Origin of the sequence: Chryseobacterium sp., assembly GCF_008831505.1 — a bacterium.
GTDB lineage: Bacteria > Bacteroidota > Bacteroidia > Flavobacteriales > Weeksellaceae > Marnyiella.
This window is the reverse complement of record NZ_CP044507.1, coordinates 1,576,997-1,591,235: the sequence shown is the minus strand read 5'-3', so window position 1 is coordinate 1,591,235 and position 14,239 is coordinate 1,576,997. Positions and strand designations below refer to the sequence as shown.

The following is a 14,239-nucleotide window of genomic DNA, read 5'->3' as shown; positions in this document are numbered from 1 at the left end:
TCACGATGAGTAAAGATTTATAGTTTAATCCATTTTTAAAGATAATTCAAATGATGAAAAAAATATATCCTTGGGAAGTCAATGATTTCTCAAGCCCAGGCGATGAGGTGCCACATCACACAGAATGGGACAAGGTAACCGATTTTGATGAGGAAGGCTACGGCTGGGTGAGTACCGATAGTGGCTGGGGCTTCGTCAACCGCGATGGATATCTCGTTATTCCGGATGAATATGATCTGACTTTTTATCCGCACTTCCAAAACGGTGTTTGCAGGGCGATCAAAAATGGGAAATATGGTATTTTTGACCGTGATAATAATGCGGTAATACCTTTTATTTATGATACAGTGTTCGGAGATTTTGACAAAAGTGATCCTGTTTTGGCGGCATCCCTAAACGGGAAATGGGGTTTAATGGATTTAAGGCAAAACGAAATACTGCCTTTCGTATATGATATTATTACTGGCTTTAATGATCATCACATTGCTGTCCGATTAGGCGAGTACTTCGGAGTGGTTGATTACGGGCAAAATACGGTAATGAATTTTAAATGGGATTATCTTCATCTTCTGGATGGTAATTTTTCCGTTGGAAAGGCGCTTGAGATTTATTTTGATAAAGATAAAATAGATTCTCTGGGGAGTTACAGTTCTGAAAATTATAAGGATGTAGGACACCGGTACCAGAAAATAAAGTATGGCATCATCAACAGGGACGGAAAAGTGATTTATCCCTTTATATCTGATTCACCCATACAGGTATTCAATCCCGCCAGCGGGCGTGCAAAAATCTCTTTGAATCACTTTGAAAATCCTGCTGCAGACGTTGACTACCTTAGTTTTGTAGCCGATATGGAAGGTAACCGAATACGGTTCGATCCACCTATAAAAGAGGAGGAGTGGATTGATACTTTCCACAAAAGCTGTCATGAACTCATTTGGGGCAAAGGCACCTGGCCATATTAATCACCTCAGCTAATTCCCGGCTCCAGCGCAAACCGCCACGGCATATTCTTCCAGATCTCACCGGCATAATCTACCCCGATACGGGGACCCGTGCTCACACATCCTGCCTTTACAGTATCTTCAATCCACAGCCGTTCCGATGTTTCAAGATCTTCGCCGTAAAAGCTTTTATCAAGTTCCAGAAGGTTGCCAATCCGTCCCGGTCCGCTTACGGTATTCAGCCCCCGGATCAGCACGGCCTCAGGCTGCCCGGCTTTGCCGGTAACGATGTTCAGCAGCCAATAGCGTCCATAAATAAGGTAAACATACACATACCCACCGTCGCCAAACATAATTTCGGTGCGTGGAGTCCGGCCCTTGCTGGCATGGCTCGCCAGATCATCGCTGCCGGCATAGGCTTCTGTTTCCGTAATGATCGCACGCAGCTCCCGTCCGTCAGGGAATTTACGGACCAGCGTTTTTCCTAAAAGCGACTTCGCCAGATGAACAGCGTCGTATTGTTGAAAATGGGCCTTAGAAATGCGTTGTGCCATCTGACATAATTTAAGAAAGCATTAAATGAGATTGAAATTCACCTTAAAGGCTCAAATTGTATACCCTTAATTTATCAAACGAAAATTTTCAAGACCTTACCTGCGTTTGATTAACAAAAAAACCGCTCCATCACAAGATGAAGCGGTTTGCTGTTGGCGAGTGTACCGCTGTCTGACTTTCAAAAGTCAAACGGGCGTGCCCGTACGCTCAATTTAATTCTGATCCGGCAGGAAACTGTACTCCTTAGAGTAGCGCAGCATCTGCTCCGCAAAGGATTGCGGGTACTTCAAAACATAATCAGTTACCTTTCCGGCACTGTTTTTTATTGGTGTAATATAAGGATTCACAAATCCGCGGTACGGTGCTTCGTTAAACTGTGCGTTGCGTGCCAGCACTTCTTTATGAATAGCCTGATCCACTTTCACACCGTAATTTTCAACAAGCTTCTGGGCGGCATTGTAATCGCCTTCCGATTTAATGCGCTGTGTCTCACGCAGCAACTCGCCGAACAGGTCGTGCAGTTTATCGTAGTCGGTTATATTAAAATAGGTTTTGCCGTTTCGTGTAATTTTTTCAATCACATTGTCCTTTTTTCCTTTCTCAAATACCCACGCGCTTACCCACTGGCGGTTCCGCATATGCGATTCTTCAATATCAGCTCCCGGTTCCAGACGTACCAGTTGCATCATAAGTCCGTTGCGGATATAATTGTCGTAAGCAGCTTTTCCTACACCTTTCCAGTCGTCGGTCAGTCCGAGTTCCTGAAGTTTTGGATTGTAAAGGAAGTAGAGTCCTACAAGGTCAGCACGGCCTTCTTCCAGTGTTGATGCGTAGCTTTTCAGTGTCTCTTTAGGCGTGCCTACACCCGGATTGAGCTGACCAGAGGCGTGGCCCACCACCTCGTGCAGGGCGGTGTGGAGTTTGCTGGAAAGTTCGCCGTACTTCTGCGCCAGCTGCAGTTCTTCATCATCATTCACGAATTCCTTCAGACGTCTGGAACCGGCTGCTTTATCATACGCATCAATGATATTTCCCAGTGAAACGGATTTTGATCCGTGTTCAGCGCGGATCCAGTCGGCATTCGGGAGGTTCACACCAATTGGCGTGCTGGGTGAAGCGTCACCGGATTCCGAGGCCACAATGACGGTTTTATAGCTTACCCCCACCACATTTTTCTTTTTGTGTTGAGGCATGAGCGGCGAGTTGTCTTCAAACCACTGCGCCTGTTTTGAAAGGACTTCCATCTTTTTGGACATATCAAAATCTTTGATCTGCACAATACTTTCATACGTGCCTTTATGGCCAAGCGGATCGCTGTACACCTCAATGAAGCCGTTAATATAATCGATATTGCCTTCAGTGGCATCCACCCAGGCTACGTTGTAGTCGTCCCAGGTTTTTAAGTCGCCGCTTTTGTAATATTTAATGAGTAAGGCCAGCGCATTTGCCTGCTTTTGGTTTTCGGCGGCGCCTTTTGCTTTTTCAAGCCAGTAGGTAATCTGATCGATGGCTGAACCGTACATGCCGCCGCTTTTCCAGACTTTCTCTCTCAGCTTACCGTTTTCTTTAACGAGTTTTGAATTAAGCCCTGTTGAAAGCGCACGTTTCGGATCCGGGCTTTTCATGTTGGCATAAAAACGTTCTGCTTCATCAGCGGTGATGCCTTCACCATAAAAATTAACCGCTGAACCTTCTACAAGTCCCTTACTCAGATCAAGGTTTACTTTCTTGCTGTCTTTTTCGTTAAAGAGTACGTCAGCCACCGCGGTGTTCAGCTTTGTACTGGTCTCTTTTAATAGCTGGTCCAGATAGGCGCGGGAGAATGCCGGCTTCATCTTGTCATTGGAGTAGTGGTGGTGGATACCGTTGGCAAACCAGATACGTTTTAGGTAAATCTCAAAATTCTGCCAGTCCTGCGTGGTTTTATCACCTTTGTAATTCTGATAAATATTTTCCAGCGCCCGGCGGATTGTCAGGTTATTTTTATAGTTCTGGTCCCAGATAATATCCCGCCCTGCATAGCCCGCCTGGCTCAGATAGTACACATATTCCTTTTCCTTTAAAGTAAGGTCATTCCATCCCGGCACGTCGTAGCGCAGAACTTCAATGTCCGCAAATCGGTCAATTCTGTTTTGGCCCTTGGGTGTACTCTGTTCCTGAGGAGCTGTTTCCGCGGTGACATTCTTCTGTGACGTACACGAAAGTACAAGCATGGATGCCAGCGCGAGCAGCGTAATTTTGGTTCTGTTCATCTTGAATAATTTTAACAAAGATATTTATTTCAGGTGAGACGGATGACGGGGGTAGTGGCTGGTGATTGGTGATTGGTTGGTGGTGACTGGTGGTTGGTCATTGGTTGTTGGCCATCAGCCATCGGCAATATGCTATAAGTTATACGCTACAAGCGATTTTTGCCTCAACCCTGTACTGACCCTTCTCACCTTCTAACCCTCCAGTCTAACCCTCAGCCTTAACCTCAACCTCAACCTTAGCTCATATCTGTTTCCTCTGGCACCTGTGTGAATATGAAATGCAGTGATTGGTGATTGGTGATTGGTGTGGTTGGTGGTGAGTGGTTGGTGGTGACTGGCTCTTGATTCTTCATTCTTGGCTCTGAAATCTGCCCCTGCAAAAATTCAAAATCCAAAATCTACTCTCTTATTTAACCACAGAGCACACAGAGAACTTACAGCGTACACAGAGAAAATCCAAGATTCATAATTCAAAATTCCAAATCCAGCTTCTTGATTCTTCATTCTTGGCTCTGAAATCTGCCCCTGTAAAAATTCAAAATCCAAAATTCAAAATTCAATATCTTCACTCTTATTTAACCACAGAGTACACAGAGAACTTACAGCGTACACAGAGAAAATCCAAGATTCATAATTCAAAATTCCAAATCCAGCTTCTTGATTCTTCATTCTTGGCTCTGAAATCTGCCCTGTAAAAATTCAAAATCCAAAATTCAAAATTCAATATCTTCACTCTTATTTAACCACAGAGTACACAGAGAACTTACAGCGTACACAGGAGAAAAATCCAAGATTCATAATTCAAAATTCCAAATCCAGCTTCTTGGTTCCTGACTCCTGGCTCTTGGCTCTGAAATCTGACATCTGACATCTGACATTTGACATCTGGTGACATTTGCCATTCCTCCCGGAAACCTTATTTTTGCCGGATAATTTTAATAATTAATACTGAAAAATGAAAAAACTGGCACTTGCATTCGTAATGCTGTCTGCTGTAGCTACTGCGCAGACCAAAAAAGTCGTGACCTCCGATATTAAGTGGTGGGGCTATAAAGTAGCTAAAACTGAGTCGTCTTCACACAACGGCAACCTGAAAGTGAAAGAAGGTAATGTACAGATGAAGAACAATACCATTACCGGCGGAACTTTTGTGCTGGATATGAACTCCATCAATGCAACTGATGTTACCGGAACCACTCAGCAGAAACTTAACGGACACCTGAAGAACGGTGACTTTTTCGAAACGGATAAATATCCAACTGCGGTATTTAAGGTCAGCAGTGTGAAGAAGTCCGGCAATGCCGCTTTCCCGCATCTGGTTTCAGGTACGCTGATTGCAAAAGGGAAGACCAATGAAGTGTCTTTTCCCGCAAAAATCGGTTTGAATAAAGGTGTGCTGACATTAACTTCTGATAAATTCGCCATAGACAGACAGAAATGGGACATTGCTTACCAGTCCTCCATGAAAGATGTGGTAATAAAGGATGATATTGACCTGCAGATCAACTTTATAGCAAAATAAACAGTTCAATAAATAAAACAGGCGGCTCCGGTAAAAGGGGCCGCCTGTTTTATTGGGGATATTTTTTAATCCTGATGCGTGAATTCGCTTACGAAATGCAGTTTTACATTCGGGAATTTTTCCTGTGTCATGTGGATGGTGAATGACGAATCTGCCAGGAAAACCAATTGATCATACTTGTCGCGGGCCAGGAAACGCTGCTTCAGTCTGGCGAACTCTTTAAACTCCTCCGATTTTTCATCGGCCTCTATCCAACACGCTTTGTGAATGGAAAGCGGTTCATAAGTACATTTTGCACCGTATTCATGTTCAAGTCGGTACTGGATTACTTCATACTGAAGCGCACCTACCGTTCCGATAATCTTTCGTCCGTTCATTTCCATAGTGAATAGCTGGGCCACACCTTCATCCATAAGCTGGTCAATACCTTTTGCGAGTTGCTTGGCCTTAAGGGGATCATTGTTGTTGATGTAACGGAAATGTTCAGGCGAAAAACTCGGCACTCCTTTAAAACTTATTTTTTCTCCGCTCGTAAGCGTGTCCCCTATGCGGAAATTACCCGTATCGTGCAGACCTACTATGTCTCCCGGGAAACTTTCATCCACCACTTCTTTTTTATCAGCGAAGAAAGCGTTTGGCGAAGAGAACTTCATTTTCTTGTTTTCTCTCACCAGTAAGTAGTTTTCATTCCGTTTGAAGGTGCCGGACACGATCTTTACAAAAGCCAGACGGTCCCGGTGTTTGGGATCCATATTCGCGTGGATCTTGAATACGAAACCGGTGAAGTCTTTTTCTTCCGGTTTTACCACCCGCTTTTCACTTTCCTTAGGTTGCGGCATGGGAGCAATGTCAATAAAGGCGTCCAGCAGCTCACGTACTCCAAAGTTATTAAGCGCTGACCCGAAGAATACCGGCTGCAAATCACCGTTCAAATAATCTTCGCGCTTAAATTCCGGATAGACGGACTGCACAAGTTCCAGTTCCTCGCGTAAAGTAGCGGCGGCTTTTGCACCTATGACTTCATCAATTTGAGGGTCAGAAATATCATCGAATTTTATGGTGTCGCCTACGCGCTGCTTCTTTTCCTCCAGGAAGAGCTGGATATTGTTTTCCCAGATATTGTAAATCCCCTGGAAATCCGATCCCATACCGATGGGCAGTGAAAGCGGTACCACGGTAAGGCCCAGTTTCTGTTCCACTTCATCCAGTAGATCAAATGCATCCTTACCTTCACGGTCCAGTTTGTTGATGAAAACCAGCATCGGGATATTCCGCATACGGCACACTTGCACCAGCTTTTCCGTCTGCTCTTCCACACCTTTAGCAACATCTATTACCACAATTACAGAGTCCACCGCCGTAAGGGTTCGGTAGGTGTCTTCTGCAAAATCTTTGTGACCCGGTGTATCCAGAATGTTGATTTTATGGTCTCGGTAGTTAAATGCCAGCACCGAGGTGGCAACGGAGATTCCCCTCTGCCTTTCAATTTCCATAAAGTCGGAAGTAGCCCCTTTCTTTATTTTATTTGATTTTACGGCTCCTGCCTCCTGTATCGCCCCTCCAAAAAGAAGAAGTTTCTCGGTCAGCGTCGTTTTACCGGCATCCGGGTGGGAAATGATACCAAAGGTTTTCCGTTTTTGTATTTCTTTGATTAAATCTGACATATAGAAAATTGTGGCTGCAAAAATCGTGATTTTTAATGACATGTGAAAGTTCTAAACCTGCATGCCAGCAATACGGTTGAGGTCTTCATGGCAAAATCTTATATTTGCCGTAAATGCTTCCACATGTCAGAACTGACCCCTAAATCCTTACCGCATTATAAATTTGGCTGGCGCGGTGCCGTGGTCCTCCTGATGGGAGCCATGCTTCCTGTCATTCTTCTCAGTTTGGGCGTTTTTTTTACAGAAACTGTCTTCGGTATTGATGTTCGGAAAAATAATCTCTATATCATGCTCTCAAATGCAGCACTGTGGATCGGTGCCATCTGGGCTTTTGATTATTTTGAATGCCGTGCAGTTACGGGCAGGCCGCTGAGGTTCAACCTGAATCCCCTGAGTTTCCGCACGTACATCCTGATATTTCCCTTAATGTTCGGCATGATGCTGATCGCTGAATTCTTAAGTGGCATGTTGCCGGTTACAGGACCTTTTTTTGGACCCATGTACGAAGCCTTCTCAAAGTTAATGGAACAGATGACGCAGAATACTGCCACTCTGGTTATACTGGCTGTGATTATGGCACCTGTCTTTGAGGAAGTGGTCTTTCGTGGGATTATTCAGAAAGGTCTGATCAATAAGGGAATGAAACCTGTGACGGCCATTTGGATATCCGCTTTGGTATTTGGTGTTGTTCATGCCAATCCATGGCAGTTTGTAGGTGCGGTGCTGCTCGGTTATGTATTGGGACTGGTGTATCACCGTACCAAGTCGCTGCTGATGCCCGTGCTGCTGCACGCGTTTAACAATCTGCTCTCCGTGCTCCTGCTCACCAACAGTGACACCGAAAGTTTCTCAGAAGCTTTTGAAGTGTCAGAATATCTTTTGCTGGCCGTAGGAATTGTACTTTTTGTCCTGTTTCACTTTCTTTTCACAAAAAAATATACATCTTCAAACCAGCTAAAAACTTAATATGGAATTACTTGTTGCCACGCACAATCAGCATAAAAAAGAAGAAATACAGCAGATCCTGCAAGGACTTTTTGAAGTAAAAAGCCTTACTGATTACGATATTCATGATGAAATCATTGAAGATGGCCACACCTTTCACGAAAATGCACTGATTAAGGCAAAATACTGTTTTGATAAAACGGGGATCCCGAGCCTGGGCGACGATTCCGGTTTGGTAGTGGATGCTCTGGACGGCAGACCTGGAATTTATTCCGCACGCTATGCATCCAACCATGACTTCCCGAAGAATATCGCCAAGGTATTGGAAGAGCTGGGGAATAATACAAACCGCAGTGCCTATTTTGTAACAGTTCTTTGTTATTACAGCAGCGAAGGTCCGAAATATTATGAAGGCCGTGTCTATGGAAATCTCCTCTCAGAAAATAAAGGAAAACAGGGCTTTGGCTATGATCCAGTTTTTGTTCCGGAAGGTTACGAACTGACCTTCGCTGAGATGGAACCCGAACACAAGAACCGGATCAGCCACCGCAAAAAGGCTCTGGATGCTTTTCTTGCCGATATGGAGCAGTAGTTCCGGCAATTCCTGTTGAACCTTACGGCATAATCTTTCCTATATTTACGAGTTTAAAATAAGCAACCTTGAGCACCTGTCTGACCATCCTGGGATTCAATTCGGCCATCCCTACAGTTAATTCCTCACCTACCGCGCAGTTCCTGGAAATGGAGGAGCGTCATTTCCTGATCGACTGTGGCGAGGGTACTCAGGTACAGCTCCGCAAGGCAAAAGCACGTTTTTCCAAGATCAACCATATATTTATTTCCCACCTCCATGGCGACCATTTCTTCGGTTTGCCGGGCCTTATTTCCTCTTTCCGGCTGTTGGGGCGCGAAACACCCATCCACATTTACGGGCCAAAAGGAATAAAGGAAATGCTGGAAACCATTTTCCGAATCACCCAAACCCACCGGGGCTTCGAAATTATCTATCATGAATTGCAGAGCAGGAGTTCAGAAAAGATCTATGAGGATAACAGAGTAGAAGTCATCACTATTCCACTGGATCACAGGATTTACTGCAACGGCTATCTTTTCCGTGAAAAACCGAAGGAAAGGCACCTCAATATGGCCGAAATCTCCAAATATCCTGAAATTGAAATCTGCGACTATCACAATCTGAAACTGGGTAAAGATTTTACACTAAGGGATGGTTATGTACTGAAGAATGAAAAGCTGACCTTGGAGCCCAGCAAATCGGTTAGCTATGCTTTCTGCAGTGATACACGTTATCTGGAAAGCGTTGTTCCCATTATTGAAGGGGTAGATGTGCTTTATCACGAGTCCACCTTTCTGCATGACCTGAAGGAAATGGCCGATTATACCGGGCATTCCACTGCGCTGGAGGCGGCACGCATTGCCCGGAAAGCCAATGTAGGAAAACTTATTCTGGGTCATTTCTCCAACAGGTATGGTGACCTGAGTGTATTTACAGATGAGGCAAAGTCTGTGTTTTCCGAATCTTACCTGCCAAAAGCACTGGAGCCGATAAAAATTGGTTAAAGCGCTTGTGTGACAAAATTTTCAATAAATATAATTTTATTTTGATAAATAAATTATTATTGTATCTTGCAGCTAATTATTTAAAGAGAAATTCAATCAAGGTTCCTTTGTTCATTAGTTGATTTCCGCTTAATTAATCAACAATTTTTATTTATTTATTTATTATGAACATTTTTATTTCAAATCTTAACTACTCAGTAGTTGAGTCCGAGTTGCAGGCGTTATTCGAAAATTATGGAGACGTAGATTCTGCAAAAGTGATTTCAGACAGAGAAACCGGAAGAAGCAGAGGCTTTGGTTTCGTAGAAATGCCAAACAACGAGGAGGCATTGAAAGCAATCGAGGAACTTAATCAAAAGGAATTCAAGCAAAAAGTACTTAATGTATCCGAAGCCCGTCCGAGAGAGGACAGACCAAGAAGTTTCGGTGGCGGTAACGGCGGCGGCTATAACAGAGGCGGCAACAGCGGCGGCGGTTATAACAGAGGTGGCGATAACGACAGAAGAAGAGAGTGGTAAAATAAACTACTGTTAAGATAGAGTCCGGCTTTTGCCGGACTTTTTGTTTTACCTAGCGTTAATTGGGTGTTATTGCCAGTTTCAATTCACAATATATCCCTATCTTTGCGCACATTAATTTTATGGTTCAATCCGGAATTCCGGTTAGGACGGATTTTCAAATTCCTTTTTTATGAAATGTGGTATCGTAGGACTTCCAAACGTAGGTAAGTCAACTCTTTTTAACTGCCTAAGCAACGCCAAAGCACAGTCTGCCAACTATCCTTTCTGCACTATTGAACCCAACCTGGGAACCGTTTCTGTGCCGGATGAAAGGCTTTTTGAGCTGGAAAAATTAGTGAATCCGGAGCGCGTTCTGCCCGCGGTGGTGGAAATCGTGGATATTGCCGGCCTTGTAAAAGGGGCTAGCAAAGGGGAAGGTCTGGGTAACCAGTTCCTGGCCAACATCCGCGAATGTGAAGCCATTATTCATGTTTTAAGATGTTTTGAAAACGGCAACATTATTCATGTGGAAGGTTCTGTGGATCCAATGCGTGATAAGGAAGTCATTGATATTGAGCTTCAGCTGAAAGATATTGAAACGGTGACCAAGGCAGTGGAGAAAGCGAAAAAGTTCATCAAATCCGGTAAAAAAGAGGATATCCTGAACTACGAAACCCTGCAGAATCTGCAGAAGTTCCTGGAAGACGGACGCAATGCCCGTGAATTTGAAACCAATGACCATACGAAAGCCATAATTGATGATGTGCAGCTTCTTACCAATAAACCGGTATTGTATGTTTGTAATGTAGATGAAAATTCAATTAAGAACGGTAACGACTGGATTGCCAAAATTGAAGAGATGGCCAAACGCGAAAATGCGGAAGTGGTGGTTCTGGCAGCCCAGATTGAAGCCGATATTAACGAACTGGAAACATTTGAGGAAAGAAAAATGTTCCTGGACGAGATAGGTCTGGACGAGCCGGGTGTAAACAAGCTGATCCGTAAGGCATACGACCTGCTGCAGCTGCAGACGTATTTCACTGCCGGTGTGAAGGAAGTTCGTGCCTGGACTATAGGAAAAGGCTGGACCGCACCGCAGGCTGCCGGCGTGATACACACCGATTTTGAAAAAGGATTTATTCGCGCCGAAGTCATTAAATACAATGACTACATAACCTATGGTTCCGAAGCTAAAGTGAAGGAAGCCGGTAAAATGGGCGTTGAAGGTAAGGAATACATCGTTCAGGACGGCGATATCATGCACTTCCGATTTAACGTATAATTAATTTGCATTAAAATAATAGAAGCCACCGGACAGCCGGTGGTTTTTTTTGTTGAGAATTTTTTTTTAATGTTGATTATCACTCAAACGACAGCAGGTTATTACGGTACTTCGATTAATAAATGTTTCATGAGTTTGAGTTTTCCTTGCGTACATGGCAGAAAGATTGCATACTCGATAGGATGTTTGCAAAAATATCCTTCTTTACCTTCCTTCTTTCATTTCCTCTTCTATATTCGCAGTCCCGTGCCGATCAGGTGTTGGGCACCTGGCTGGCAACCGATCATTCTGTAGCGGTTGGCATCTATAAGTCCGGCAGGGAATACAAAGCTAAAATTCTCTGGTTTGACCCCGAGTTGGGGAGTGGTACACCCATTCATACCCGCCTGGATCACCGTAATCCAAGACCTGAACTTCGCAATAGGAAAATTCTTGGCATGGAAATTCTGGAAGGGTTGGTGTATAATGCAAAAAGTCACATCTGGGAAAAAGGGAAGATTTATGACGCAAGCTCCGGTAAATTTTGGGATTCAACTGCCCAAATTACGGAAGAGGGGTTTCTGAAGGTTCGGGGTTTCTGGAAATTTTCCTGGATGGGCAAAAGCCTCACTTTCAAAAGAACAAATCTTGCTAACTTTACAAAACTATAAAAAATGTAAACTATGAGGATTATTATCAATTTGCTGGTGACTGCTGCAGTTGCCTTTCTGCTTACCAAGGTACTTTCGGGGGTTCATATTGATGGCTTTTCCACGGCCATCGTCTTTGCCATCGTGCTGGGAATACTTAACCTTATCGTATCACCCATCCTGAAACTGTTAGGACTACCGCTTACCATCATCACTCTGGGGCTTTTCTCACTGGTGATAAACGCCATCGTAATCCTGATCGCCGATTATTTTATCGAAGGTATGCAAATCGACGGGTTCTGGTGGGCTTTTATTTTCAGTATCGCTCTTTCGCTGATTACCTCCCTGGTGAGCGGCATATTTTCGTCCGATGACTGATTAAAAATGTTAACAGAAGCGCGGCGCAAAAATCAAATTTTTGCGCCGCGCTTCTGTTTTCTTTACGTTAAGCATCAGAATCTGTAACTGAATCCTGCTGTATAGTTTCGTCTTTTAGTAGTAAATCCTACGACATCGGTGTAGCCCGTGTTTAAGAGGTTGCCAATGTTCCCGAATACTTCAAAAGATTTCCCCAGCTTCTGATTGATGTTCAGATTCATCAGATGATAGGCCTCCAGCATAACATCTACGCGCTGAAAATTCTCATCAAAATAATAATCAGCACGATTGGAAACGTATTGGTGTGAAAGGGCAATGCGTGTTCCTTCCAACGGAGTGATGTCAATATATGAATTTACCCGGTTTTTTGGTACTCTGAGTCTTGTAGCTTCCTTCTCCTTTTCAACAAAACTGTAATTGCCGCCAATTTTTACCTGATCAATGATTCTGTAATCAAAGCCAACTTCAACTCCCCTAATCCTGTTTTCGTCCACATTCACAAAATTGCCTGTAAAGTCGGGGTTCATTGCATAGGCAAATACATCCTGCTCCTCTGTAAAGAAAGCGGTGGCATTAAAAAGCAAACTCCGGTCCCTGTTCCCGATGCTAAGGTCTACCTCGTGTGTACTGTTGCGCTCCGGTTTCAGATCAAAATTGGCCGTGGTATATGGGAGCGTTCCGTAGGTTTGATAGAGGGTAGGCGCTATGAATGCGGTGGCAAATGAGTAACCTATCTTGTAGTAAATCTTTGCGGTCTCTTTAAGGTAGTACGGATTTATACTGTACACAAAATGATTCCCGAACCTGGAGTTATTGGTCATCCTGGAACCTGCATCCAGATGGAAATCCAGATAATTTACACTTGCTTTTGCGAAAAGATCGGTGTTATAAAGTTCCGTATCGGCTTTTTTTAGATCTTCCTGCATTTCAGAACCGCCCCAGGGTAGTGAACTGGAGCCCAACTGCTGTCTTTCGTGCTGAACGCCAGCTGTGATGCTGAACCGCTCGGAAACATTATAGTTATTGAAGAGTTCGGCGAAAAGGTTGTTGCCACCATAGAAATATTCGTCGCGATACGTATCATTCGCATAACCCTGAATCGTTCTTTCGGTGTTGGTATAACGCAAATTGGCCACCAGCTGACCTTTGTTGTATCTAAAATCAGAGTGGGCGCCAATGAATTTCTGGGTATCATCACCACGACTCCTCCCGTCAGCAAACGCCCCGGCATCATATTCAAAAAGATGGTGGTTCCAGCCTGCCTGCACGTTTGCACTTACACGCGCACCACGATAGCCCACAGTGGCGGAAGCATTTTGCTTTTCAAAGCCATCCTTATCAAAACCCTGACCTTCAGCCGAGGAAAAACCATCCGACTTTTCATTAAATCCTGAAAGCTGATAGTGAAATCCTTTAATCTGACCCCTAACTGCTGCATTTTGCGCAAATGTTCCGTAGGAGCCGCCTCTGGCTGCAACTTCGCCTTCCACAGTTTTCGTGGTGTTTTTTTGCGTGCGGATATTGATTACGGCACCGGCAGCATTGGAGCCATAAAGAACGGATGAGGCGCCGCTTAGTACTTCTATTTGTTCTATATTTTCCAGCGCCAGCAATCTAATGTCAGCCGCACTGTAGTCATTTCCGGTGACATCTTTTAGCGGGACACCGTCCAGCAAAATCAGGATATTAGCCAGTTTACCGCCGCGAACCTTGGTGAATTTGGGCTCCTGCGCATTGTTTGCGCTACCGGTTAGCTGAACACCGGCCACCTGCTGCAGCACCTCCGCTACACTTTGGCCCTGATATTTTTTCAGGTCCTCCTGCGTCAGCAGTTTTACATTTTTACCGGTTTTGTAAAGCTGCTGCGGAATTTTTGACGCCACAGTTACTTCATCAATGACGGTTTCATGCGTTTGTTGGGACAGTACATGCGAACTAACGACAAGCAAAGCTCCAACATAAATTACTCTTTTCTTCATGAAAAAAAATT

13 protein-coding genes are annotated in these 14,239 nt (G+C 44.2%); 9 read left to right on the top strand and 4 right to left on the bottom strand.

Features of this window, described 5'->3' with window-relative positions; all coding sequences use genetic code 11:
* The first annotated feature begins 50 nt into the window (after window positions 1-50).
* Window positions 51-965 carry a WG repeat-containing protein gene (locus tag F7R58_RS07505; protein ID WP_158064317.1) on the top strand — a complete coding sequence of 305 codons (915 nt, stop codon included), beginning with the start codon at window positions 51-53 and terminating at the stop codon, window positions 963-965.
* Between the two features lie 5 nt (window positions 966-970).
* Here the strand turns inward: F7R58_RS07505 and F7R58_RS07500 are convergent, their stop codons facing one another.
* Entirely contained in the window at window positions 971-1,498 is a 528-nt protein-coding gene (locus F7R58_RS07500) for a DNA-3-methyladenine glycosylase (protein ID WP_158064316.1), read from the bottom strand.
* Between the two features lie 213 nt (window positions 1,499-1,711).
* A complete protein-coding gene (locus F7R58_RS07495) occupies window positions 1,712-3,751 on the bottom strand; it encodes a dipeptidyl-peptidase 3 family protein (protein ID WP_158064315.1) in 2,040 nt (679 codons plus the stop codon).
* A gap of 955 nt (window positions 3,752-4,706) precedes the next feature.
* Here F7R58_RS07495 and F7R58_RS07490 point away from each other — a divergent pair.
* Window positions 4,707-5,273 carry a YceI family protein gene (locus F7R58_RS07490; protein WP_158064314.1) on the top strand — a complete coding sequence of 189 codons (567 nt, stop codon included), beginning with the start codon at window positions 4,707-4,709 and terminating at the stop codon, window positions 5,271-5,273.
* A 65-nt stretch (window positions 5,274-5,338) separates the two neighbouring features.
* Here the strand turns inward: F7R58_RS07490 and F7R58_RS07485 are convergent, their stop codons facing one another.
* Window positions 5,339-6,937 carry a peptide chain release factor 3 gene (locus F7R58_RS07485; protein WP_158064313.1) on the bottom strand — a complete coding sequence of 533 codons (1,599 nt, stop codon included), beginning with the start codon at window positions 6,935-6,937 and terminating at the stop codon, window positions 5,339-5,341.
* Between the two features lie 123 nt (window positions 6,938-7,060).
* Here F7R58_RS07485 and F7R58_RS07480 point away from each other — a divergent pair, with 123 nt between their 5' ends.
* The 7 genes from F7R58_RS07480 (at window position 7,061) to F7R58_RS07450 (ending at window position 12,249) form a co-directional block, all read left to right on the top strand.
* A complete protein-coding gene (locus F7R58_RS07480) occupies window positions 7,061-7,903 on the top strand; it encodes a CPBP family intramembrane glutamic endopeptidase (RefSeq protein WP_158064312.1) in 843 nt (280 codons plus the stop codon).
* Between the two features lies 1 nt (window position 7,904).
* Window positions 7,905-8,474 carry an RdgB/HAM1 family non-canonical purine NTP pyrophosphatase gene (gene rdgB, locus F7R58_RS07475; protein ID WP_158064311.1) on the top strand — a complete coding sequence of 190 codons (570 nt, stop codon included), beginning with the start codon at window positions 7,905-7,907 and terminating at the stop codon, window positions 8,472-8,474.
* Window positions 8,475-8,542: 68 nt separating this feature from the next.
* Complete coding sequence (locus F7R58_RS07470; RefSeq protein ID WP_158064310.1) at window positions 8,543-9,460, top strand: ribonuclease Z; 918 nt, start codon at window positions 8,543-8,545, stop codon at window positions 9,458-9,460.
* A 164-nt stretch (window positions 9,461-9,624) separates the two neighbouring features.
* Window positions 9,625-9,978, top strand: coding sequence for an RNA recognition motif domain-containing protein (locus tag F7R58_RS07465; RefSeq protein ID WP_158064309.1), 354 nt, complete (start codon window positions 9,625-9,627; stop codon window positions 9,976-9,978).
* Between the two features lie 172 nt (window positions 9,979-10,150).
* The gene (ychF, locus tag F7R58_RS07460; RefSeq protein WP_158064308.1) at window positions 10,151-11,242 is read left to right on the top strand and encodes a redox-regulated ATPase YchF; all 1,092 of its coding nucleotides are present in this window, start codon (window positions 10,151-10,153) and stop codon (window positions 11,240-11,242) included.
* Window positions 11,243-11,424: 182 nt separating this feature from the next.
* On the top strand, window positions 11,425-11,892 hold the full coding sequence (locus F7R58_RS07455; RefSeq protein WP_187695217.1) for a DUF2147 domain-containing protein: 468 nt from the start codon (window positions 11,425-11,427) through the stop codon (window positions 11,890-11,892).
* A gap of 12 nt (window positions 11,893-11,904) precedes the next feature.
* A complete protein-coding gene (locus tag F7R58_RS07450) occupies window positions 11,905-12,249 on the top strand; it encodes a phage holin family protein (protein ID WP_158064306.1) in 345 nt (114 codons plus the stop codon).
* A gap of 74 nt (window positions 12,250-12,323) precedes the next feature.
* Here the strand turns inward: F7R58_RS07450 and F7R58_RS07445 are convergent, their stop codons facing one another.
* Window positions 12,324-14,228, bottom strand: a complete 1,905-nt coding sequence (locus F7R58_RS07445; RefSeq protein WP_158064305.1) for a TonB-dependent receptor plug domain-containing protein — start codon at window positions 14,226-14,228, stop codon at window positions 12,324-12,326.
* Window positions 14,229-14,239 lie beyond the last annotated feature (11 nt).

What these genes read in the sequence shown, in the direction of transcription:
- rdgB (WP_158064311.1), top strand. Translation starts at nt 7,905, where the DNA reads ATGGAATTACTTGTTGCCACGCACAATCAGCATAAAAAAGAAGAAATA.
- F7R58_RS07490 (WP_158064314.1), top strand. Translation starts at nt 4,707, where the DNA reads ATGAAAAAACTGGCACTTGCATTCGTAATGCTGTCTGCTGTAGCTACT.
- F7R58_RS07495 (WP_158064315.1), bottom strand. Translation starts at nt 3,751, where the DNA reads ATGAACAGAACCAAAATTACGCTGCTCGCGCTGGCATCCATGCTTGTA.
- F7R58_RS07450 (WP_158064306.1), top strand. Translation starts at nt 11,905, where the DNA reads ATGAGGATTATTATCAATTTGCTGGTGACTGCTGCAGTTGCCTTTCTG.
- F7R58_RS07455 (WP_187695217.1), top strand. Translation starts at nt 11,425, where the DNA reads ATGTTTGCAAAAATATCCTTCTTTACCTTCCTTCTTTCATTTCCTCTT.
- F7R58_RS07500 (WP_158064316.1), bottom strand. Translation starts at nt 1,498, where the DNA reads ATGGCACAACGCATTTCTAAGGCCCATTTTCAACAATACGACGCTGTT.
- ychF (WP_158064308.1), top strand. Translation starts at nt 10,151, where the DNA reads ATGAAATGTGGTATCGTAGGACTTCCAAACGTAGGTAAGTCAACTCTT.
- F7R58_RS07485 (WP_158064313.1), bottom strand. Translation starts at nt 6,937, where the DNA reads ATGTCAGATTTAATCAAAGAAATACAAAAACGGAAAACCTTTGGTATC.
- F7R58_RS07465 (WP_158064309.1), top strand. Translation starts at nt 9,625, where the DNA reads ATGAACATTTTTATTTCAAATCTTAACTACTCAGTAGTTGAGTCCGAG.
- F7R58_RS07505 (WP_158064317.1), top strand. Translation starts at nt 51, where the DNA reads ATGATGAAAAAAATATATCCTTGGGAAGTCAATGATTTCTCAAGCCCA.
- F7R58_RS07445 (WP_158064305.1), bottom strand. Translation starts at nt 14,228, where the DNA reads ATGAAGAAAAGAGTAATTTATGTTGGAGCTTTGCTTGTCGTTAGTTCG.
- F7R58_RS07480 (WP_158064312.1), top strand. Translation starts at nt 7,061, where the DNA reads ATGTCAGAACTGACCCCTAAATCCTTACCGCATTATAAATTTGGCTGG.